Annotated in this window: 19 protein-coding genes; 8 read left to right on the forward strand and 11 right to left on the reverse strand. The window is 62.6% G+C overall.

The window, feature by feature from the left end; translation table 11 throughout:
* Window positions 1–37 precede the first annotated feature (37 nt).
* The 5 genes from VGM61_RS06705 (at window position 38) to VGM61_RS06725 (ending at window position 4,484) form a co-directional block, all read left to right on the forward strand.
* The gene (locus VGM61_RS06705; protein WP_331521974.1) at window positions 38–1,450 is read left to right on the forward strand and encodes a cytochrome ubiquinol oxidase subunit I; all 1,413 of its coding nucleotides are present in this window, start codon (window positions 38–40) and stop codon (window positions 1,448–1,450) included.
* A gap of 6 nt (window positions 1,451–1,456) precedes the next feature.
* Window positions 1,457–2,464, forward strand: coding sequence for a cytochrome d ubiquinol oxidase subunit II (cydB, locus tag VGM61_RS06710; protein ID WP_331521975.1), 1,008 nt, complete (start codon window positions 1,457–1,459; stop codon window positions 2,462–2,464).
* Window positions 2,464–2,598, forward strand: coding sequence for a DUF2474 domain-containing protein (locus VGM61_RS06715; protein WP_331521976.1), 135 nt, complete (start codon window positions 2,464–2,466; stop codon window positions 2,596–2,598). The genes cydB and VGM61_RS06715 overlap by 1 nt, the downstream gene beginning before the upstream one ends.
* Before the next feature lie 38 nt (window positions 2,599–2,636).
* Window positions 2,637–3,749 (forward strand): S-(hydroxymethyl)glutathione dehydrogenase/class III alcohol dehydrogenase, encoded by a 1,113-nt coding sequence (locus tag VGM61_RS06720; protein ID WP_331521977.1) that lies wholly within the window; start codon window positions 2,637–2,639, stop codon window positions 3,747–3,749.
* 198 nt (window positions 3,750–3,947) lie between these two features.
* Window positions 3,948–4,484, forward strand: a complete 537-nt coding sequence (locus VGM61_RS06725) for a hypothetical protein (protein WP_331521978.1) — start codon at window positions 3,948–3,950, stop codon at window positions 4,482–4,484.
* Between the two features lie 58 nt (window positions 4,485–4,542).
* Here the strand turns inward: VGM61_RS06725 and VGM61_RS06730 are convergent, their stop codons facing one another.
* Window positions 4,543–5,445: a patatin-like phospholipase family protein gene (locus tag VGM61_RS06730; RefSeq protein ID WP_331521979.1), complete on the reverse strand. Its 903-nt coding sequence runs from the start codon at window positions 5,443–5,445 to the stop codon at window positions 4,543–4,545.
* An 11-nt stretch (window positions 5,446–5,456) separates the two neighbouring features.
* Window positions 5,457–6,473 carry a class 1 fructose-bisphosphatase gene (locus tag VGM61_RS06735; protein ID WP_331521980.1) on the reverse strand — a complete coding sequence of 339 codons (1,017 nt, stop codon included), beginning with the start codon at window positions 6,471–6,473 and terminating at the stop codon, window positions 5,457–5,459.
* A 99-nt stretch (window positions 6,474–6,572) separates the two neighbouring features.
* On the opposite strand from VGM61_RS06735, the gene VGM61_RS06740 reads away from it, so the two are divergent.
* From VGM61_RS06740 to VGM61_RS06750, 3 genes are read left to right on the forward strand one after another with little or no spacing between them, the layout of a single operon-like run.
* Window positions 6,573–6,740: a hypothetical protein gene (locus VGM61_RS06740; protein ID WP_331521981.1), complete on the forward strand. Its 168-nt coding sequence runs from the start codon at window positions 6,573–6,575 to the stop codon at window positions 6,738–6,740.
* A 32-nt stretch (window positions 6,741–6,772) separates the two neighbouring features.
* Window positions 6,773–7,477 carry a YafY family protein gene (locus VGM61_RS06745; protein WP_331521982.1) on the forward strand — a complete coding sequence of 235 codons (705 nt, stop codon included), beginning with the start codon at window positions 6,773–6,775 and terminating at the stop codon, window positions 7,475–7,477.
* A gap of 41 nt (window positions 7,478–7,518) precedes the next feature.
* On the forward strand, window positions 7,519–9,240 hold the full coding sequence (locus VGM61_RS06750; protein ID WP_331521984.1) for a DUF885 domain-containing protein: 1,722 nt from the start codon (window positions 7,519–7,521) through the stop codon (window positions 9,238–9,240).
* Window positions 9,241–9,693: 453 nt separating this feature from the next.
* Here VGM61_RS06750 and VGM61_RS06755 read toward each other — a convergent pair whose 3' ends face one another.
* The 9 genes from VGM61_RS06755 to VGM61_RS06795 all read right to left on the reverse strand — a co-directional run bounded on the left by VGM61_RS06755 (window position 9,694) and on the right by VGM61_RS06795 (window position 19,845).
* Window positions 9,694–10,392 carry a hypothetical protein gene (locus tag VGM61_RS06755; protein ID WP_331521986.1) on the reverse strand — a complete coding sequence of 233 codons (699 nt, stop codon included), beginning with the start codon at window positions 10,390–10,392 and terminating at the stop codon, window positions 9,694–9,696.
* Window positions 10,385–11,470, reverse strand: a complete 1,086-nt coding sequence (locus VGM61_RS06760) for a hypothetical protein (protein WP_331521987.1) — start codon at window positions 11,468–11,470, stop codon at window positions 10,385–10,387. Before VGM61_RS06760 ends, VGM61_RS06755 begins: the two co-directional genes overlap by 8 nt.
* A gap of 179 nt (window positions 11,471–11,649) precedes the next feature.
* Entirely contained in the window at window positions 11,650–13,608 is a 1,959-nt protein-coding gene (locus tag VGM61_RS06765) for a peptidase M61 (RefSeq protein WP_331521988.1), read from the reverse strand.
* An 85-nt stretch (window positions 13,609–13,693) separates the two neighbouring features.
* A complete protein-coding gene (locus tag VGM61_RS06770) occupies window positions 13,694–14,413 on the reverse strand; it encodes a PIG-L deacetylase family protein (RefSeq protein WP_331521989.1) in 720 nt (239 codons plus the stop codon).
* Window positions 14,414–14,442: 29 nt separating this feature from the next.
* A complete protein-coding gene (locus tag VGM61_RS06775; RefSeq protein ID WP_331521990.1) occupies window positions 14,443–15,888 on the reverse strand; it encodes a carbohydrate porin in 1,446 nt (481 codons plus the stop codon).
* A gap of 70 nt (window positions 15,889–15,958) precedes the next feature.
* Window positions 15,959–17,260, reverse strand: coding sequence for a cation:dicarboxylate symporter family transporter (locus VGM61_RS06780; RefSeq protein WP_331521991.1), 1,302 nt, complete (start codon window positions 17,258–17,260; stop codon window positions 15,959–15,961).
* An 85-nt stretch (window positions 17,261–17,345) separates the two neighbouring features.
* A complete protein-coding gene (locus tag VGM61_RS06785) occupies window positions 17,346–18,245 on the reverse strand; it encodes a PhnD/SsuA/transferrin family substrate-binding protein (protein WP_331521992.1) in 900 nt (299 codons plus the stop codon).
* Window positions 18,238–19,101 carry an amidohydrolase family protein gene (locus VGM61_RS06790; RefSeq protein ID WP_331521993.1) on the reverse strand — a complete coding sequence of 288 codons (864 nt, stop codon included), beginning with the start codon at window positions 19,099–19,101 and terminating at the stop codon, window positions 18,238–18,240. The genes VGM61_RS06785 and VGM61_RS06790 overlap by 8 nt, the downstream gene beginning before the upstream one ends.
* A 72-nt stretch (window positions 19,102–19,173) precedes the next feature.
* On the reverse strand, window positions 19,174–19,845 hold the full coding sequence (locus VGM61_RS06795) for a 4-carboxy-4-hydroxy-2-oxoadipate aldolase/oxaloacetate decarboxylase (RefSeq protein WP_331521994.1): 672 nt from the start codon (window positions 19,843–19,845) through the stop codon (window positions 19,174–19,176).
* Between the last annotated feature and the right edge of the window lie 91 nt (window positions 19,846–19,936).

A 19,936-nucleotide genomic window follows, 5' to 3' on the forward strand; every position in this document is an offset into this window, starting at 1 on the left:
CCATCCTCGTTGAAGCTGGCCCTGGAGCACCGCGGCCATGATCGTCGCCAACGATGCCCTTACCCTGGCGCGGCTGCAGTTCGCTTTTACCGTCTCCTTCCACATCATCTTCCCGGCCATAAGCATCGGGCTTGCCAGCTACCTGGCCGTGCTCGAGGGCCTGTGGCTGCGCACGGGCAAACAGGTCTACCGCGAGCTCTTCAACTTCTGGTCGAAGATATTCGCCGTGGGCTTCGGCATGGGCGTGGTCTCAGGCGTGGTGATGAGCTACGAGTTCGGCGCCAACTGGGCCGGTTTCTCGCGCGTTGCCGGGGCTGTTACCGGACCGTTGCTCGCCTACGAAGTACTTACTGCATTTTTCCTTGAAGCGGGATTTCTCGGCATCATGCTGTTCGGCTGGAACCGCGTGGGCCCGAAGCTGCATTTCCTGGCCACCTTGATGGTAGCGGTGGGCACGCTGATCTCCACGTTCTGGATCCTATCGTCCAACAGCTGGATGCAGACGCCCCAGGGCTATGAATTCGTCGACGGCAGGATCGTCCCGGTGGACTGGTTTGCGGTCATCTTCAATCCATCGTTTCCATACCGCCTGATGCACATGGCGCTGGCTGCATTCATTGTGTCGGCCACGCTGGTAGCGGCGTGCGGCGCGTGGCACCTGCTGCGCGGACGGCGCGATCCGGGAGTGAAGACATCCTTCTCGATGGCGATGTGGATGATCCTGGTGACGGTGCCGATCCAGATCGCCGTGGGCGACGCGCACGGCCTGAACACCCGCCAGTACCAGCCGGCGAAAATCGCCGCCATCGAAGGCCTGTGGGAAACGGAGAAGGGCGGCACCTCGCTGAACCTGGTCGGCTGGCCGGACATGAAGAACGAGCGCACCGATTACGCAGTGAAAATTCCTCACCTGGGTAGTTTGATCCTGACCCATAGCTGGGATGGCGAGATCAAGGGCCTGAAGGATTTCGCGCCGGAGGACCGTCCCAATTCGACCATCGTGTTCTGGAGCTTCCGGATCATGGTCGGCATGGGATTGTTGATGCTGCTGCTGGGCGTGCTGGGTTTGCTGTCACGGCCGAAGCAGAAGCTTTATGAAGCACGCTGGCTGCAACGGTTCGCACTATGGATGGGCCCGTCAGGATTGATTGCGCTCCTGGCTGGCTGGGTGACCACGGAGGCCGGGCGCCAGCCGTGGGTGGTGTACGGCGTGCTGCGAACGGCAGACGCATCATCGGCACTGTCGGCGCAGCAGGTAGGCACGTCGCTGATGATCTTTGTCATCGTGTACTTCCTGGTATTCGGCACGGGCATCTACTACATGCTCAAGCTGATGGGCAAAGGCCCGTCGCCCGAGCACGATGTCGACACGCACGGTGACACCGGCAAGGGCAGCGCGCGCTACGACCACCGGCCGATGTCCCGTCCCACCGATCCCATCGACGAGTAGGCGGCCATGCATATCGACCTCCCCATGGTGTGGGCCGCGATCATCGGCCTTGGTGTTTTCCTCTATATCCTGCTCGACGGCTTCGATCTGGGGATAGGCCTGCTGTTCCCCTTCTTCAACCGTGAAGGCGAGCGCCAGGTGATGCTCAACACCGTGGCGCCGGTGTGGGACGGCAATGAAACCTGGATGGTGCTCGGTGGTGCGTGCCTCTACGCGGCCTTCCCCGTGGCCTATGGCACCTTGTTGCCCGCGGTGTACCTTCCGCTGGTGGCCATGCTGTGCGGCTTGATCTTCCGCGGCGTGGCCTTCGAGATCCGCGCCAAGGCCATGCGAACACAGCACCTGTGGGACCTGGCCTTCATGCTGGGCTCGGCCACCGCGACCTTCTGCCAGGGTTTGATCCTGGGCACCTTGTTGCAAGGCATCGCGATCGTCGACGGCAAGTTCGTCGGCAATACCTTCGGCTGGCTGTCACCGTTCGGGCTGTTCTGCGGGCTTGGCCTGTTGCTCACTTATGCCACCACCGGCTGCGCCTGGCTTGTGATGAAGACCGACGGCGAACTGCAGCGCCGGATGCGCCTGATGTTGAAGCCGCTCGCATTGACACTGCTTGCGATCATCGGCGTGGTAAGCCTGTGGACGGTACTGGGCCATCAGTACATCGCCGACCGCTGGTTCAGCGGCATGCATTTCATTTACTTCGCGCCAGTACCGGTGCTGGTGCTGGCATGCGTGGCGGGGATCATCCGCGGCGCGAACCGAGCGCACGAATGGCAGCCGTTCGCGCTGACGCAGGGCATTATCTTCCTGGGCTATACGGGCCTGTTGATCAGCATCTACCCGAACATCATCCCGCCTTCGCTCACCATCTGGGAGGCGTCCTCACCGCACTCCAGCCAGATATTCACGCTGGTGGGTGTTTTGATCATCCTGCCGATCATCCTTTCCTATACCGCGCTTTCGTACTGGGTGTTCCGCGGCAAGGTGCGGCCCGGCGACGAGGGTTACCACTGATGGACACGCCAGCGACCAAACCGTCGATATGGAAGCGGCTGGGCTGGTTCGTGTTGCTGTATGCCGGCGGTGTGCTGGCGGTGGGCATCGTGGCGTTGATCTTCCGGGTGCTGGTGCTCAACGCGGTGCGTTAGACTTTGGGTTTGCACTTTTGCAACGGAGCATCACGCCCATGAAATCACGCGCCGCCGTGGCCTTCGAGGCCGGTAAACCGCTTTCCATCGAAGAGATCGACGTCGGGGGCCCGAAGGCCGGCGAAGTGCTGGTGCGCATCGTTGCCACCGGCGTGTGCCACACCGATGCCTTCACCCTGTCCGGCGCCGATCCGGAAGGCGCCTTCCCGGTGATCCTGGGCCACGAGGGTGGTGGCATCGTCGAGGAAGTGGGCGAGGGCGTGACCAGCCTCAAGGTGGGCGATCATGTGATCCCGCTGTACACACCCGAGTGCGGCGAGTGCAAATTCTGTCTTTCAGGAAAAACCAACCTTTGCCAGAAGATCCGCGCCACGCAAGGCCGCGGTGTGATGCCCGACGGCAGCTCGCGCTTCTCGCTCGGCGGCAAGCCTCTGCTGCACTACATGGGCACCAGCACCTTCAGTGAATTTACCGTGCTGCCGGAGATTTCGCTGGCGAAGATCAACAAGGATGCGCCGCTGGACAAGGTCTGCCTGCTCGGCTGCGGCGTCACCACCGGCATCGGCGCGGTGCTCAACACCGCCAAGGTGGAACCGGGCGCCTCGGTGGCCATCTTCGGCCTGGGCGGCATTGGGCTTTCGGTGGTGCAGGGTGCGGTGATGGCCAAGGCCGGCCGCATCGTGGTGGTCGACGTGAACCCCGAGAAGTTCGCCATGGCACGCATGCTCGGCGCCACCGATTGCATCAACCCGAAGGACTATCCCGACACCCCGATCCAGCAGGTGATCGTGGACCTCACCGATGGCGGCGTGGACTATTCCTTCGAGTGCGTGGGCAACGTCAACCTGATGCGCGCGGCGCTGGAGTGTTGCCACAAGGGCTGGGGCGAGTCGGTGATCATCGGCGTGGCCGGCGCGGGGCAGGAAATCAGCACCCGTCCATTCCAACTGGTCACCGGGCGCGTATGGCGTGGCTCGGCCTTCGGCGGGGTGAAAGGCCGCTCGCAGCTACCGGGTTACGTCGACCGCTACATGGGCGGCGAGATCAAGATCGATCCGTTCGTGACGCACACGATGGGGCTGGAGGATATCAACCACGCCTTTGACCTGATGCATGAAGGCAAGAGCATTCGCTCGGTGATCATCTACTGACGCCAAAGTACAAGGACGTTCCCGTGACAGAAACATGGGAGCGAGCTCGACATGTCAGCGGTGCAAGTTCTACTCAATCCAATGTGGCGTCGGAAACGCACTAGTCCTTCGATCCGTAGATCAGGATGAACTTAAGTACCGCGCATTTGTCCTAGAGAGGCAGGCGGGGAGCCTGCTTACCCTTAAAGGATTGGTCGCATGAAGCGTTTTGGCGTTTTGGCGTTCCTACTTGTGGCCGGATATGCGCAGGCTTTCGAGAAAGCACCTGTATCCGCGGCGGCGGTTCATGGCGATGGAGTGGCATTGTCGACTGGGCCGACCGAGGATATACGCGCACTCCGGGATCTTTTTTCAAAGTATCAGGCAGGCGTGAAGCAGAAGGATGCGCGCACTGTGCTGTCTTTATATTTGAACGAATCGGCTCCTGTCATTAGCGCACTCGCTGCGAAATCATACGCAGTGATTGTCGCTGCGAATCCCAAGCAATCGATTCCGCGCACCACGTCATATACGGCCAAAGACTCGGTTCCAAACGAAGTAAAGAACCAGCCAGATGAAACTAGCAACCTGACCATCAACACGGACGGCACTGTTGGCGCGGTGTCGTTTGACTACGTTCTCGCGCAAGGCAACGGGCATGGTCGTATCAGCTGGTCCGTCATTCGCACCAATGACGGCTGGAAGATTGCAGCAGTTCTCTTCTCGATTAACATCCCTGCCGCCGATAAGACCTAGTTCCCCGGGCGAACGTGAACGTCCGAAGGATACGAATGTTTCATAACCTTGCCCGCCATCAGGGGCTGGCGCCACCAGACGAGCGCAACGCCTGCTTCGCCGCAATCGCCGCCTTGATCGCCGGGATTGCCGCCAGCGCGGCACGCTCGCCTTCCAGGATGGCCATGTTCTTCGCATCGAAGTCGGTGGGCCCGATCTGGCCCACCTTCGGACGGATCACCACATCCGCGCGCGAGAGTTCCTGTTCGCCGAGCTTCTGGCCCATGATGGTGATCGACTGCCCGACCACGCCCATCATGCCTTCCGGCCGCGTGCGGCTGACTTTGGCCGAGATATCTACCGCGATCACGATGTCGGCGCCAAGTTGCCGGGCAGCATCCACGGGTACCGGGCTTACCACGCCGCCATCGACGTAGGGCACGCCGTTGATGTCGGTGGGCTGGAACACACCGGGGATCGAACTGGAAGCGCGTACCGCCTGCCCGGTGTTGCCGCTGACGAACACGGCGCGATCGCCCGTCTGCAGGTTGGTGGCAACGGCCGCGAACGGAATGCGCAGATCCTGTATCGAACGCTTGTTGACCAGCGTGTTGACGTAGTCTTCCAGCAGTTCGCCCTTCACCAGGCCGCCGCCGAAGAAACCGACATCACGGATCTTCGCTTCATCCAGCGAGAAGGCCTGCTCCTGCAGGGTGAAGGCATCCATGCCGCTGGCATAGAGCGCTCCCACCACGCTGCCGGCGCTGGTCCCGGCCACGACATCGGGGTGGATACCGCTGGCTTCGAGCATCTTGATCACGCCGATATGGGCGAAGCCCTTCGCGGCACCACCGCCCAGCGCCAGGCCGATGCGAATTTTCGCCGGTGTCGGCGGAGGAGCGACGGGCTTGACGTCGGCATGGCCAAAACAGCCGGCCAGCAGCAAGCTGGCCAGGAGGGGCAGGGCGCGCAGGGCTTTCATCGGGTGGGGAATCAGGTGCGGCTGTCGTCGGATTCGAGGTGGTACCGGGTGACCACTTCGATCTCGTCCTTCGAGCCCAGGAATACCGGCACGCGCTGATGCAGGCCAGTAGGTTGCAGGCCCATGATGCGTTCGCGTCCCGTGGTGGCGGCGCCGCCGGCCTGTTCCACGATGAAGGCCATGGGATTGGCTTCGTACATCAGGCGAAGCTTGCCGCCCTGCTCGCGGATGCGTGCGTCCAGTGGATAGATGAACACGCCGCCGCGGGTGACGATGCGGTGTACGTCGGCCACCATCGAGGCCACCCAGCGCATGTTGAAATCGCGCCCGCGCGGCCCGGTGGACCCTGCCTGCAGTTCGCCGACATAGCGCTGCATCGGGGCTTCCCAGTGCCGCTGGTTGGCCATGTTCACCGCAAACTCGGACGTTTGCGCGGGGATCGTCATGCCGCGGCGGCTAAGCACGAAGCTGCCGTGCTCACGGTCGAGGGTGAATTCGTGCACGCCGTGGCCGAAGGTCAACACCAGCAGGGTGCTGGGGCCGTACACCACGTAGCCCGCGGCCACCTGTTCGGTTCCCTTCTGCAGGAAATGCTCGGCGCGCACCTCGTCGATGTCGTCCGGGCAGAGCAGCACCGAGAAGATCGTGCCCACCGACACGTTCACATCGATATTGGACGATCCGTCCAGCGGATCGAACAACAGCAGGTGGTGGCCCTTGGGGTAGGCGTCGGGGATGGGCTGCGGATCGTCCATTTCCTCCGAGGCGCAGGCGGCCAGGTGGCCTCCCCAGGCATTGGCTTCGAGCAGGATCTCGTTGGAGATCACATCCAGCTTCTTCTGCGCCTCGCCCTGGATATTGTCGGTGCCGGCGTTGCCCAGCACCCCGCCCAAGGCACCCTTGGCCACGGCCACCGAGATGCGTTTGCAGGCGCGGGCGACCACCTCGATCAGCAGGCTGAGCTCGCTGTTGATATGACCGGCGCGCTTTTCCTCGATGAGGAACTGGATCAGGGAAATGGACTTCATGGGAGGCCTTGTGGATGTCCGTCCCATTGTCTCCTGCTGACAAGACGCTGTCAGCAGGGGGCGCGCAGCATGAGTTACCCGCCATAGTGGAAGTACGCCATGAACCGCATCATGCGCCTCATCGTTGCCTCCTATGCGCCCCTTTTGGGCCGCATGACCGTGATCGACCCGGTGTTGCCGCCGGTGGAGCCCGAAGCCGCCCGCGGTCACAAGAAGAAGGCCGGCAAGCCCCGCGCGGCGTCGACCCGCCTGGTCGTTCCGCACTAGCCGTTCGAAGGCCTCCGGGCGATCATCGGGGCATGCGTCGTGCCGACCGTCTTTTCCTCATCATCCATAGCCTCCGTGGCCGCCGCACGGCCATGCCTGCGCGGCGGCTGGCCGAGACGCTGGAAGTATCGCTGCGCACGATCTACCGCGACGTGGCGGACCTGCAGCTCTCCGGCGTGCCGATCGAGGGCGAGGCCGGCGTGGGCTACATGCTGCGCAAGGGCGCGGACATCCCGCCACTGATGTTCACCGAAGCAGAACTCGAGGCCCTGGTGGTGGGCACGCGCTTCGCCCGCGCCTTCGCCGGGTCCCGCCTGGCCGACGGCGCATCGGCGGCGCTGGCCAAGATCGAGGCCGTGCTGCCGCCGGACCTTCGCGAGCGTGCCGCCGGTACGCGGATCTATGCGCCCTTCTACAAGGACGACGAACGCGACGCCCACCGTGAGCTTATCGACCTGCTGCACGGGTCGATCGGTAGCCGCCAGGTGATCGCCTTCGATTACCTGGACAAGGACGCCCGTCCCTCGCACCGGGAATTCGAACCGCTATGCCTGTCGTTCTGGGGTTGTGCCTGGACCTTGGGCGGCTGGTGCCGTCTGCGCGATGACTTCCGAAATTTCCGCCCCGATCGCATGACCGGGGTGGTCCGGACGGGCGAGCTGTTCACCCCGATACCCGGCCGCGACGTGGCCGCTTACACCGATGCCATGCGCGTGCAGTTCGGAGGCATGGACTAGCCATGCGATGATCGGGTTTTCCTTGCCTCCCTTGGGATGACATGAAGCCGATCCTCGCCGGTATTCTTCTCGTGGCCAGCATCGCCGCGCACGCGCAAGCGGGCGACGATGCCTTCAAACACATCTACGAGCGGGAATATGCCTGGCGCACCGGCCAGGCCGGCGTGCAGAGTTCGGGCGAGTCGCTACCCAACAACGGCCGGCTGGATGATGTGGACGCCGCCAGCCAGATGCGCCGCCTGGCCTACTGGAACCATGTGCTGGCGGATCTGGCCAAGGTGGATCCGAACACCCTGAGCCCCGACGCGCGCATCAACTACGCGATCTACCGCGACCAGATCGGCAACCTCGCCGCGGCCCAGCGCTTCGGCCAGTGGCAGATGCCTTTCAACAGCGATTCGGCGTTCTGGTCGGACGTCGGCTACCAGCTTGGGGGCGACAGCCTGCATACGCCGGCTGACGTGCAGCATTACCTCGACCGCCTGGGCCAGGTCAGTACCTACATTGACCAGCAGATCGCCAACATGCGCCTGGGGTTGAAGCGCGGCTTCACCGTGCCGCGCGCCGTGCTGGACGGTCGTGATGTCTCGATCGCCGCCGTGGCCAACCAGAAGGACGCGGACGCCACCTCGTTTTTTCAACCGATGAAGAATTTGCCGGCCACATGGCCTGCCGCGCAACGCGAGGGCTTCGAGGCCCAGGCGCGCAAGACGATCAGCGAACAGGTGATCCCCGCCTATGGCCGCCTGCTTGCCTTCTTCCACGACGAATACATGCCCCACGCGCGCACCACGCTGGCCGCCGAGGCCATGCCCGACGGCAAGGCCTGGTACCGCCAGCAGATCCACGAATACACCACGCTGGACCTCGACCCCGACACCATCCACAAAATCGGACTGGAACAGGTGGCGAAGATCCACCAGCAGATGCTGGCCACGATGGCCGAAAGCGGCTTCAAGGGCAGCTTCCCTGAGTTCCTGGCCTTCCTGCGATCGGATCCGCAGTTCTACGCGAAGACGCCGGATGAACTGCTGATGCGCACCGCGTGGGTGGCCAAGCAGGTGGATGGCAAGCTTGCCCAGTTCTTCGGCCTGTTGCCGCGTCAGCGCTTCGCCATCGTGCCGGTGCCGGCGGACATCGCGCCGTACTACACCTCCGGCCGCGGTGGCGCGGATACATACATGGTGAACACCTACGATCTTCCGTCGCGCCCGCTATTCGCCATGCCGGCGCTTACCCTGCACGAATCGATGCCAGGCCATGCGCTGCAATTGGCCTTGGCCGCCGAACAGAAAGGCCAGCCGGCGTTTCGCCGCGATAGTTATATTTCCGCCTATGGGGAAGGCTGGGCGTTGTACGCGGAATACCTGGGCCAGGAGATGGGCATCTATCACACGCCCTACGAGAAGTTCGGGTACCTGAGCTACCAGATGTGGCGCGCTGCGCGACTGGTGGTGGATACCGGTATCCATCACGAGGGTTGGTCGCGACAGCAGGCCATCGATTACATGACGGAGAACACGGCGCTAAGCCAGCGCGAGATCGTCAACGAGGTGGATCGGTACATCAGCTGGCCGGGGCAGGCGCTCTCGTATGAGTTGGGGTATCTGCGGATTCTGGCGTTGCGGCATGAAGCTGAGCAGGTGCTCGGGGCGAAGTTCGACTTGCGTGCGTTCCACGACACGGTGTTGGAACTCGGATCGGTGCCCTTGCCCGTGCTCGAAGATCACGTGCATGCGTGGATAGCAAAGCAAAAGGGATAAGCCGCCCTTTGCTGAAAAACGAATCGGGCGAATGAACGATGCGGGCGGCGAGAGCCCGTGGGCCTCGGTCGCGGCGAAGGAGGGGTGCGCGACCGGCAGCCAAGAACACTTCCACGCGTTCCATGCGTTCATCCGCCCACCCGGCTCGAGGGACGGCCGCCATCCACCTTTCGAGACGTGGGTGGCGGGCGAGCCAGGGTCAGACCCGTACGAAGGAACGGTCGGGCTTGCGCCCGCCTGGCTGCCCACCGTGGAGGCGGGGAAACCACGACTACCGCAGGATTGCCCTGCGGTAGTCGGCCTTCAAAACGGGGTCTGACACCCGGTCACCGGCGTACACCGGTGACGTGGAAGATGATCGCTGACAACGCCGCGTGGTTCCATAGTAACGGTCGCAAAAGTGGCGACGGATTTCGATGGAATCAATCTACAAGTAAGCGGCAACGTTGATTTCTAGAGCGCGGCGGGATCAGGTGTGCCGCCTGTCAATACGGGATCGGTCAACAGGACCATGTTCGCAGCTGTCAGTGCATCGCGAATAAGCCGGATACCGTCATCACTGGCTAGCGGAACAGGGATGCCCAGCATCTCCCAATCCGAACGGTTACTGGGTGGGTCGTAGAAGAGATGGACAATTCCCGCGTCTGATTGCCGCGAACGCCACGAGATTCCGGGAAGTTCCATCAAGCCGAAGTGGAACTGCAACTGCACCAGGCCTGCAGCTACGTGGGTGAGCGGATAGATGTCCTCGGCAACCAGCTGGTCCCACTTCGCGTTAAGGCGGACGTTGGACGCGTTGACGACATGACGCCGCGCGGGGTGTTCCATCCGGAGGATCTCGCCTTTTGCACGAATCCGCACCCATTGCAGCGCGTAGGGAGCAAGTACGCTCCGATCAAGGTAGACGCCACCATCATCATCAGGTTCGACGTCGCGCAGGACGCTCTCCCAAAGTGCCGCATCAACCGTATCGCCCAGGTACCAGCCGCCAGCGCCAATCACGCCACGAGGCATGTCGTTCTTCAGGGCGAAACGGCCAGGAGGGTCTGGATGAACGCTGAGGACGTCGCCATAGATCGGCTGAAACACGCGGGCGAATTCACGCGGCCAGAGCGTAAGCAGCTTTACCCGGTCAAGTAGCTCGTCAGTCATGCGGTACCGGCGGCACTTCCGTGTGAGATAGGGCGCTCGCGACTTCCGCGCGAGCGAAGGCGATGACCGCCTGGGGATTCTCAGCGAAGACATCAGCTGGTGTGCGGGCCACGCGGTTCTCTGGCGCGTCGTCCAACAAGTATGAGTCGAGCACCGCGGCCGCATCATTGGGATTGTCGTTGACCGCATGGAGCACGTTCGGACAGAACGCCATGGTCCGGCGATTCAGTGACCGGAACGGTTGGTAGAGCCAGTAGGTTCGACGCCAGCCATTGGCGTCGGAGATGTTAGACCAAGCCGGATTCCCTGCCAGCGTGGCAAGCAGGTCGCGCACTTCCGGCCGAAGCGAACCATCATCGTTGAACTGAAACCCTGGATGGCGGTAGGTGCGCTCAGAGCTAGACCACGCGCCGAGGAGCTGGCCGGCATCACGTTTGTCTTTGGCCCACTGGGCCACATTGCGCGATGTGCTGCCCGCCCGCCGCCCGACTTCTATCGACGTGGGCCAATTCAGCGCGAGCAGCGTCGTGCGCCGGGCGTCGGCGGGATCTGCGGGTGCCGCCACGGAAGCGCTGTTGTGACGCGCCGTTGCGGGGAACTCCATCGCCGTATCGATGGTGCGGGCAAGGTCATCCCAGACCTGGGCCAATGAGCCCATCGAACCAGCGCGTTCGAGCTGGATGATGTAAGGGGGCCCCAATTGCGCGCCCGCGCGGTGGAAGAGTTTGGTCCAGGCTTCCACAACTTCCGCAAACTCCGACGGCGCGACTGGGCGAAGCTGTTTGCCGCGTTCGTAGACGAAGTCCATGACCGAGGTGTTCTTTTCCCAATAACCTTCGATGACGCGGCGCGCGGACGCATGGGCGGCCTGATGCAGGATCTTCTCAGCGACGCCATCCAACTCCGCGATCACGGGCTTGGTCAAAGCCTGGGCTTCTGCGATGACACGCAGGTAAACACCGCTGCTTGCCCGTCGGCGCGACAGCTGGTGAATGTCGCCGTGGGCGTACTGGACCTGTCCACCATGCGACGGCACCTCTAGCGATGCCCAGTGTTTCTCTTCGGCCGCGTGGGTCATGGCGTCTTACCGATCTCGACGAAGTGTCGGGTACGGCTCACATCATATGAATTCTTATCCTCCTTATCAAGAATGTAGCCGGTAACCTAAGTCATCGGCTAATCAACAAAAATGCCAAAAACTAAGTAAAATTATAAAGTTATGGAGATGAGGCGGCTCGCAGACCGCCTCTTGATCCCCTACTTGTGCGCCGCGATGATCTCGCTCAGATAGTCCGGCGTCCCTTCAACACGCACCAGATGCGGATACTGCAGGCCGCCGTGGTAATCCACAGCGACCGTCCGGTAACCACCCTGGTACTTCATCAGAAGCTCGATGGGCGCCTTGCCGTTCTTCGCCGCGGTGATCTCGTCTTTCAGCACATCCTTCGAGTAGGTCTTGCCGTTCACGGCGACCAGCGTGGCGCCGGTACTCACACCCGCCTTGAACGCCGGCCCATCCCAGCGCACGTCGTTCACCTGTCCCTTGTCGTTCATGGTCAGGCCGACCGACCAGGTGAAGTTGAACAGATGACGGGATGGTTCCGGCCGGCTGTTGTACTGCTTCTCGTAGGCACTTTCCTGGTCGGTGTAGACCAGTTTCCAGCCGGTACCGGCGATGCCGTCTTCCAGGGGCGGATTGAGTGTGTCCACATGCGCATGCAGGAAGCTCGCCCAGTCGTACTTGGCCACGCCATTCAAGGCCGCCACCACGTCGTCGAAGGTATACGTCTTGGTGACGTAACTGCCGTTGTCGACGCCGAAGAACGCGCGCGCGAAATCGTCCAGTGATTTGTGATCCTGCGTGAGGCTACGCAGCTTGGCATCCACCTCCAGCCACATCATCTGGCCGCCACTGTAGTACTCCTCGCTCATCTGCCAGCTGCGGAAGGGCAGGCTGGTGCGATGGGCGATCGTGGGGTCGTTGGTGGTGTCGGTAAGTGTCCGCCACTGGAAGCCCACGCGGTTGCGTTCGTAGTTGGCGGCCGTCATGGCCAGGGCATCGCGAAATTCCTGCGGCGACCAGATACCCGACCGCGCGGTAAGGATGTAGCCCCAGTACTGGGTCTGCCCCTCGTATACCCACAGCAGGGAATTCGCCATCGGCACGTTGAAGTTCGGCGTCCAGAGGTCTTCCGGGCGGCGGAACTTGCCATTCCACGAATGCACGTACTCATGGGCAAGCAGGTCCCGTCCGGGCGCCCCATCCTTCCAGCCCGTGAAATAGTCCCGGTCCAGGCCATCTTCGCTGGACTGGTGATGCTCGGTGCCGTTACCGCCCAACTGATCGGACAGCGAGAACAGGAAATCGTAGTGATCGTAGTGGTGTGAGCCGAACAGCTTCACCGCCTGCGTCACCAACGCGCGATGCACCTTTACCTGGTCGGGTGTCATCTCGATGTCTTCGGGTTTATCGCCGAAAACGTCCAGGTGCACCGGGCCCTTGTCGCCCGGGTTTAGGTCCACGCGCTTGAAGTACTGGCCCGCGTAGACCGGGGAATCCACCAGGTTGTTGAACGTCACCGGCTTGAAGGTGGTGGTGTCGCCCGACTGCGAGGCTGTTTCCAGGGCGGTACCGAACTGCCAGCCATGCGGCAAGGTCATGCTGGGAACGAACGTGATGCCGCGGGAGAAATGGCCGGCGGGATAAAGCGCGACCTTGCTCCACTCCATGTCCATCATGCGATCGGTGATCTCGAAGCCACCGTCATCGGCGCGGCCGGACAGATACTGGAATTCTGCATCGACGGAAGAAACGCCCTCAGGGACATCCACATGGAAGGCGTACATGTTGTATTTGTCACGCAACCACGCAAGCGGCTTGCCGTTGGCGCTGAGCTTGAGGCCGGCGAGCATCGCGATGGGGCCGCTCGGCGAATGGTCGCCGGGAATCCATTGCGGGTACAGCAAGGTCAAGGCGCCCGGCTTGACCGGAATGGTTTCACGGACGCGGAAAATTCCCTGCACGGTGTCATTGGCATCGACATGAAGCGCCACCGTTCCCGCGTAAGGCGTGTCCTGGGGCGGTGGCACGCTGTCGGTGCGCGCCGGCTGGGCTGCCGCACTGCCGGCTGCCAGTGCCATCGCCAGTGCAAGGGATAGACGCGAGAACTTGCGATGCGCGATAAGCGAACGGCCAGTCAGGACGGCACGGGGCATGCGGGGATCTCCGGAGGATGCGGGGTTAGAAGCGCAACTTAACGCTTAACCTCTCCGGCGCAAAGTGCGGAAGGTATCGCCTTGCCTACCCCAGTACACCGACCACCGAGGGAAAGACAGCCTCATACGCCTCGCCGTAAGTCATCGGCGTGCCCGAATTCCTTCCGCCCTGAACACCACGCTGCATCGCCACCCGGGTGTAGTACTCCCAAAGGTGCTCCTGGCCTTCCATGCACTCGATGGCTGCCCGCTTCTTTTCCCATACCTCGGTGATATTGAGGATCACGTTCGGTTTCCAGGCGCATTGTTCGGGTTGGTGGGGTTCGAACAGGTAAACCTGCGGTGCACCGATCACCGGCACATCCGGGTTGTGTCCGTGCGCCTGGGCGACGATGCGGGCCTCCTGGGCGAAGGCGCTGACTGCCATGTGATCGGCGTTGTAGGGATCGAGGCGCGAATGCGTCATGGTCCATGACGGCCGGGCGGCGCGGTAGAGTTCGGCAAGCCGGAACAGCGATTCGGTCGATAGCGCGATCGGGTAGTCGCCCAGGTCCCAGAACTGGATATCGGCCACGTTTAGCTGATTTGCCGCATTCTCAGCTTCACGCTGCCGCTCGCTCTTGACCTTCTCCAGCGTCATGCCGTCTTTACGCCACAGCTTGGCCGATTCTCCACGCTCACCGTAGGAAAGGCAGACCACCGTGACGTCCCACCCAGCTGCCGCGTGCAGCGCGATCGCCCCGCCGGCGCGCCACACGAAGTCTGCCGAGTGCGCGCTCACTACCAAAGCTGTTTTCTTCGTCATCGTCATTTCCGCTCTACAGGGAAGGTAAATCAGTCACCCGCGGGTCCACGTTCGAAGCCGAGCATGCTGCCGATGTCCCAGCGCAGGCTCAGGCCGAAGGTGAAAAGGTTCTTCGGCAGGATCTTGGTATTGGTGATGCTGGAATTATCCGGGTGCACGATGTACTGCACACTCGGCATCAGTTCCAGGCCACGGGCGATATGCACGCCGTAGGTCAGTTCCAAGGCTGTCTGGTGGGCGGCATTGCTGCCATGGCCACCCTTCTTGATGCGCGAGTCACGCAGGAATGCCCGCTCGCGGGGCGTAAGTTCAAATTCGGAGACCGAGAAATTGAATGTGTCCTTCGGACGCGCCGTGAAGGGCGAAGTCCAGACGAAGCCGGCATAGACCTGCTGGCGCATGATCTCCGCCTGTTCCAGCTGCTGCACGATCCCGCCGAACACGTTGAAGCTGCGCGCGCTGGCGTCATTGGGGCGCCAGATCACGCGGTCGCCCATGATGTACACGCCATCCCGGCTGCTGTTGATGGTGCGCGCCGAGCCGCCGTACAGGGCCTTGGATCGCCCGGCCGTGTTGAAGTACGGATCCGTCAGCGGCGCCGTGCTGACAAAGCCGCCTATCTTCAGTTCAAACGGATAACGCGTGGTCTTCGGGTCGGCCTGGGCCCATGCCCACTCCACCGGTACCGTGATGCCAGTGGAGTTGGCGATGGAGAAATCCAGGCCGTTGCTGGCAGAGGTGGTCGGGTTTACTTCGAACACGCCGCTTTCAATATAGGTATGCGCCGTGGGCTTGTATTTGACGTTCAGTCCCCAGGTGGCCGACGGCAGCAGGCTGAAGCCGGCCTCGGACACCAGCATCCTCGGCTCGCCGCAGGTATCGGCAGACTCGAACTGGCAATTGGTCACCAGGTGCCCGTAGTAGGTGGTGGTACCCAGGCGGCCGGCGACGATGTCGAGCTTGTCGTCCATGAGCTTCTGTTCGTATGCGAAAAGGCCCAGGTGCCAGCGGTAGAACTCGTTCTTGTAGATGTACTGCTGCTTGGTGAACGTGCCGGTGACGAACTTGTTGAGGCTTTCGCCATAGTCGCGGTACACGGTGAAGTGGAACGAGCCACCGTGAATGCCGATCAGCTTGTCGAGGTCGAAGTCGGCACCGATGTTGAACTGGCCGACGTTGGTATGGCCCTGGTAGATGCCGCCGGTGGTGTTGTGCGCGTACTGGTCGATGATGCCGCTGCGCAGGACGATACCGTCGTCTCTCAGCGTTTTCGCCCAGGCCGCCAACGGGCCCTTCGAGCCGGCGGTCGCCTTGGTCGTGGTTTCATCCACGTCCGGTGACGCAGTGTCGGCGGTACTGGAGCTGCTGGCCGGCACGCTGGACACAGGCGTGCTCGCCTGCGCGGCAGCGACCATGGGCGTGAGGCCTATTGCCAGCGCGAATAGTGCGACGGCGATGTAAGTCATGCGATTCATTGGGACAATCCCTCCCTGATCGCGGAGCCCTTCGGCTTCGCGAGGTTTGTACTGCTTGCTATGTGATGGATCAGGCGGGCTGGTAGCCCGCGTCCAGTTCTTGTTTCAACTTTTCCTGGTCGACGGCCTTCTCCCACCGGCCGACGACCACGGTGGCAACGCAGTTGCCGGCGATATTGGTGAACACGAAGAACGCCGAGAGAATCCGGTGGATACCAAGGATCAGGGCGATGCTGCTGACGGGGATGGTCTTGGTGGCAGCCAGGGTGAGCGTGAGCACGGCGATGGCGGAGCCGGCAACACCTGCGCCTCCCTTGGACGTGAATAGCAGGATCGCCAGCAGGCCAAGTTGCTGTTCCCAGCCCAGCGCGGTGCCCGTGGCCTGGGCCAGGAACACCGAGACGGCGGCGAAGTACAGGCAGGTACCATCGTGGTTGAAGCTGTAGGCGGTGGGAAGCACCATGCCCACCACCGATTCGTTGACACCGATCTTCGTTAGCTTGGCCGTTAGCTGCGGGAACACGCTTTCCGACGAACTGGTGCCTAGCACCAGCACCAGTTCCTCGCGGAAGTAGCGCATCAGCTTGAGCAGGTTGAAGCCTGCGTAAGCCGAGATCGGCGCGAGCACCAGTCCGATGAACAGAATGCATGTCAGCAGGAATTCGAGCACCAGCGCGCCCAGCGGCAGCAGTGTATGCAGGCCGAACTGCGCCACGGTGAAAGCGATGGCACCAAACGCCGCGATCGGTGCGATCTTCATCACCATGCGGATGATCCAGAACAGCGAAGCCTGCACGGAATCGATCACGGTCAATACCGGCTGCGCCTTTTCACCCAATGAAGCCAGCCCGCAGGCGAACAGCACTGAGAACACCAGGATCTGCAGGATGTCCCCCTGGGCAAATGCATTGAGCGCGGAGCTGGGCACCAGGTTGACCAGGAACGCTCCAAAGCCGGTGGGCACCGCATGCGTGGTCTCCTTGGCGCCCGTGACTGCCGTATGCAGCATCGCCGGGTCGATGTGCATGCCGACGCCAGGCTTGAGCACGTTGATCGTCACCAGCCCGATCACAAGCGCGATGCTGGTGACCACCTCGAAATACACCATGGCCTTGATGGCGATGCGCGCCACCTTGCCCAGGTCGCGGACGCTGGCAATGCCGTGCGTCACCGTGCAGAAGATGATCAGCCCCACCACCATCTGGATCAGCCGGATGAAGATGTCGCCGAGCGGCTTGAGATCCTTGCCGATGTCCGGCGCCAGGGCGCCGACGCCGACGCCCAGTACCATGCCGGCCACGACCTGGAAGGTAAGGTCCTGGTAGAACGGGCGGCGAGAGCGCACGGTCGTCTGGATATCGTTGGCTGTCATTTTATTCATCGATTCGAAGCATCCACGCGGTGGACGTGCGGCGCGCTGCAACAGGCTGAGTGTCCCACCATGACGATCGCGTCGTTCATGCGGGGAGCCCTCGGAGGATCTTTTCCGCCGGGCCAAATACCTCGTCGATGCCCAGCCGGCGTGGCAACAGGTTCTGTTCGAGGCAGGCTTCGATCACGTATTCCACGGGTCCGCGCAATTTGTCGAAGCCGAAGGCGTACGGAGAAGGCTTTCCGGCGGGCAGCTGCAGTTGGGTGAACGACTGCAGCAGCAGACCGTACGCTGAACGTACCGCACCCGGGTCGCGCTCGCAGGCGGCGATGCTGGCCGACACCAGGTGGTTGATCGGCACGAAGCCGTGCTCGTCGTACCACGCGCTGTCTTTCGTACCGGCATCGGCGATCACGGGCGTGAATTCCTCGTCCCTGGGAAGGTCGTTGCCCAGGATCGCGGCGTCCGTGATGCCTTCGCGCAGCTGGTCCAGAAGGGTTTTGTCATCCGTGGCGTGCTCGACGAAAGACGGATCCTGGTACTGCTCCACATGGGCGGGATCGCGGGTAAGCCAGTGCATGGCGGCAGTGGCAAGGCCATAGTCCTCGGACAGGTGCGCACGCACCCACATACCAGTGGTCTGTGTGTAGGCACGCACACCGATTCGCTTGCCGGGGAGGTCTTGCGGGCTCATCACGCCGTTGTTACGGCGCGTGATCAGGCAACCGCGCTGGAAGCGTGAAGCCACCACGGCGGGCAGCAGGATGATGGGGCGGCCATAGGCCACCGCCTGCAGTGCGGTGACGATTGCCAGCTCCGACAGATCGTAGCTTTCGTGGCGGACCATCGGCGCGAAGGCCTTGTGCACCGGCGACACATCGACGAAATCAAACGTGAGCCCGGCGCTGGCCACCGCGCCGCTCTTGAGCGGTTCGGTAAGCGGCGAGGTCGCCAGTACCGTGCGGAGTGTTCCCGGGTCAGACATGGGTTGCAGCCTGCGACAGTGCCGGGTATACCGAAGCCGCGGTGCCGGCGAAGATCATCGCCTGGTCATGCGCCGGAAGCCCGGCCAGTGACTGGCGGGCGTTGGCGACCAGCGTCGGCAGGGCGCCTTCGGCCGCGGGAAAGTTCGACCCCCAGGCAATTCGGCCGGAGCCGAATACGTGAATGATCCTGTTGAGGAATTCGCCTGGGGTAGAGTTGCCGGCCGCCGCCGCCGCGAGCGTGCGGTCGGTGAGCTTGAGGAACACGCCCGGGAAGCTGGCCATGTCGAACAGCGCCTTCGCCTTGGTGAAGGGCGCGCCATCGGACAAGTCCGGTCGCGCGCAATGGTCCAGTAGCACGCGCACCCGGGGAAAGCGCTCCAGCAGCGAACGCAGCGCTGGGAGCCCGTCCATCGTCATCTGCAGGCACACCGGGATGTCCAGCTTCTCGGCGTGGGCCCAGGCGGGGTAGGAGTCTTTGTGTCCCAGCCAGTCGGACTGGCCGGGCATGGTGCTGCCCGTGGTGAACAGGCGAAAACCGGAAAGCCCTTGGGCCTGCCAGTGGTCGATGCGCTCCACGGCGTCGGGCGCCAGCGCATCGATCGAATACACGCCCACGAAGCGCGTCGGATTGGCGCGGACGGTATCCACTACATAGTGGTTGTCGTGTCCGTACACGGTCGAGGCCTGCACGACCACCGCCCTGGCGATGCCGGCTTCATCGATGGCCTTCAGCAGCCCGGCCGCATCCACGGGACGGGCTTGCGACCACTCCGACTGATGCCCGCCTATCGGATCCTTCGGGTAGGCCGAAGGATCAGGGGAGATGACGTGCGTGTGTGTGTCAAAAATCTTCATCGGGTTACTTTGTAAGTGGGGATGCTTTTGGCTGCGGCCGGTGCCGCGATCGAGCGGTGGGCAACCACGCGGTTACCGATAGGTCAGGCCCTTGGCAGCCAGGCGCTCGCGCATGCCGTAGATGTCCAGGCCCAGTTCGCCACTCCTCAGGCGCTCGCGGACCTTTTCCTCACGCGCTTCGCGGTCGATGCCCTTGGCGAGCACTTCACTGGCTTCTTCGTTGCGGACCACGCATACGCCGTCGTCATCGGCCAGGATGATGTCGCCCGCGCGGACATACTCACCGCCGCAGACCACCGGCACGTTCACCGAGCCCAGCGTTTCCTTGACCGTGCCCTGGGCAAATACTGCTTTTGACCACACCGGGAAACCCATGGATGTAAGGTCGCGGACATCGCGCACGCCGGCATCGATCACCAGGCCGCGGCAGCCGCGCGCCACGGCGGAGGTCGCCAGCAGGTCGCCGAAGTAGCCGTCGATGCAGTCGCTGGTGGGCGCCACTACCAGGATGTCGCCGTCGTGCAGTTGCTCGATGGCCACGTGGATCATCCAGTTATCACCGGGCGGAATGGACACCGTGACCGCCGAACCGGCGATGCGCGCGCCTGCGTAGATGGGGCGAAGGTGGCTGGCGAGCAGGCCCCGGCGGCCCTGGGCCTCGTGGATCGTCGCCACCCCCAGCCGCCCCAGCCCATCAACCAGGGCCGGGTCGGCCCTTTGGACTTTGATATTGACTGTGGACATGCACATTTTCCTACGTATCGAATGAGGCAAAGGTGCGCGCCCTGTATGGGGTTTGCCAAATTCGTTTTATGATCACGCCATAAGCAAATAC

This window comes from Pinirhizobacter sp., assembly GCF_036499745.1.
GTDB lineage: Bacteria > Pseudomonadota > Gammaproteobacteria > Xanthomonadales > Rhodanobacteraceae > Pinirhizobacter.

Excerpts from the sequence above, each read along its gene's own strand:
- VGM61_RS06765 (WP_331521988.1), bottom strand. The coding sequence starts at position 13,608 with ATGCCCCGTGCCGTCCTGACTGGCCGTTCGCTTATCGCGCATCGCAAG.
- VGM61_RS06770 (WP_331521989.1), bottom strand. The coding sequence starts at position 14,413 with ATGACGAAGAAAACAGCTTTGGTAGTGAGCGCGCACTCGGCAGACTTC.
- VGM61_RS06755 (WP_331521986.1), bottom strand. The coding sequence starts at position 10,392 with ATGACTGACGAGCTACTTGACCGGGTAAAGCTGCTTACGCTCTGGCCG.
- VGM61_RS06745 (WP_331521982.1), top strand. The coding sequence starts at position 6,773 with ATGCGTCGTGCCGACCGTCTTTTCCTCATCATCCATAGCCTCCGTGGC.
- VGM61_RS06795 (WP_331521994.1), bottom strand. The coding sequence starts at position 19,845 with ATGTCCACAGTCAATATCAAAGTCCAAAGGGCCGACCCGGCCCTGGTT.
- VGM61_RS06705 (WP_331521974.1), top strand. The coding sequence starts at position 38 with ATGATCGTCGCCAACGATGCCCTTACCCTGGCGCGGCTGCAGTTCGCT.
- VGM61_RS06790 (WP_331521993.1), bottom strand. The coding sequence starts at position 19,101 with ATGAAGATTTTTGACACACACACGCACGTCATCTCCCCTGATCCTTCG.
- VGM61_RS06775 (WP_331521990.1), bottom strand. The coding sequence starts at position 15,888 with ATGAATCGCATGACTTACATCGCCGTCGCACTATTCGCGCTGGCAATA.
- VGM61_RS06760 (WP_331521987.1), bottom strand. The coding sequence starts at position 11,470 with ATGACCCACGCGGCCGAAGAGAAACACTGGGCATCGCTAGAGGTGCCG.
- cydB (WP_331521975.1), top strand. The coding sequence starts at position 1,457 with ATGCATATCGACCTCCCCATGGTGTGGGCCGCGATCATCGGCCTTGGT.
- VGM61_RS06715 (WP_331521976.1), top strand. The coding sequence starts at position 2,464 with ATGGACACGCCAGCGACCAAACCGTCGATATGGAAGCGGCTGGGCTGG.
- VGM61_RS06720 (WP_331521977.1), top strand. The coding sequence starts at position 2,637 with ATGAAATCACGCGCCGCCGTGGCCTTCGAGGCCGGTAAACCGCTTTCC.
- VGM61_RS06725 (WP_331521978.1), top strand. The coding sequence starts at position 3,948 with ATGAAGCGTTTTGGCGTTTTGGCGTTCCTACTTGTGGCCGGATATGCG.
- VGM61_RS06735 (WP_331521980.1), bottom strand. The coding sequence starts at position 6,473 with ATGAAGTCCATTTCCCTGATCCAGTTCCTCATCGAGGAAAAGCGCGCC.
- VGM61_RS06780 (WP_331521991.1), bottom strand. The coding sequence starts at position 17,260 with ATGACAGCCAACGATATCCAGACGACCGTGCGCTCTCGCCGCCCGTTC.
- VGM61_RS06785 (WP_331521992.1), bottom strand. The coding sequence starts at position 18,245 with ATGTCTGACCCGGGAACACTCCGCACGGTACTGGCGACCTCGCCGCTT.
- VGM61_RS06740 (WP_331521981.1), top strand. The coding sequence starts at position 6,573 with ATGAACCGCATCATGCGCCTCATCGTTGCCTCCTATGCGCCCCTTTTG.
- VGM61_RS06730 (WP_331521979.1), bottom strand. The coding sequence starts at position 5,445 with ATGAAAGCCCTGCGCGCCCTGCCCCTCCTGGCCAGCTTGCTGCTGGCC.
- VGM61_RS06750 (WP_331521984.1), top strand. The coding sequence starts at position 7,519 with ATGAAGCCGATCCTCGCCGGTATTCTTCTCGTGGCCAGCATCGCCGCG.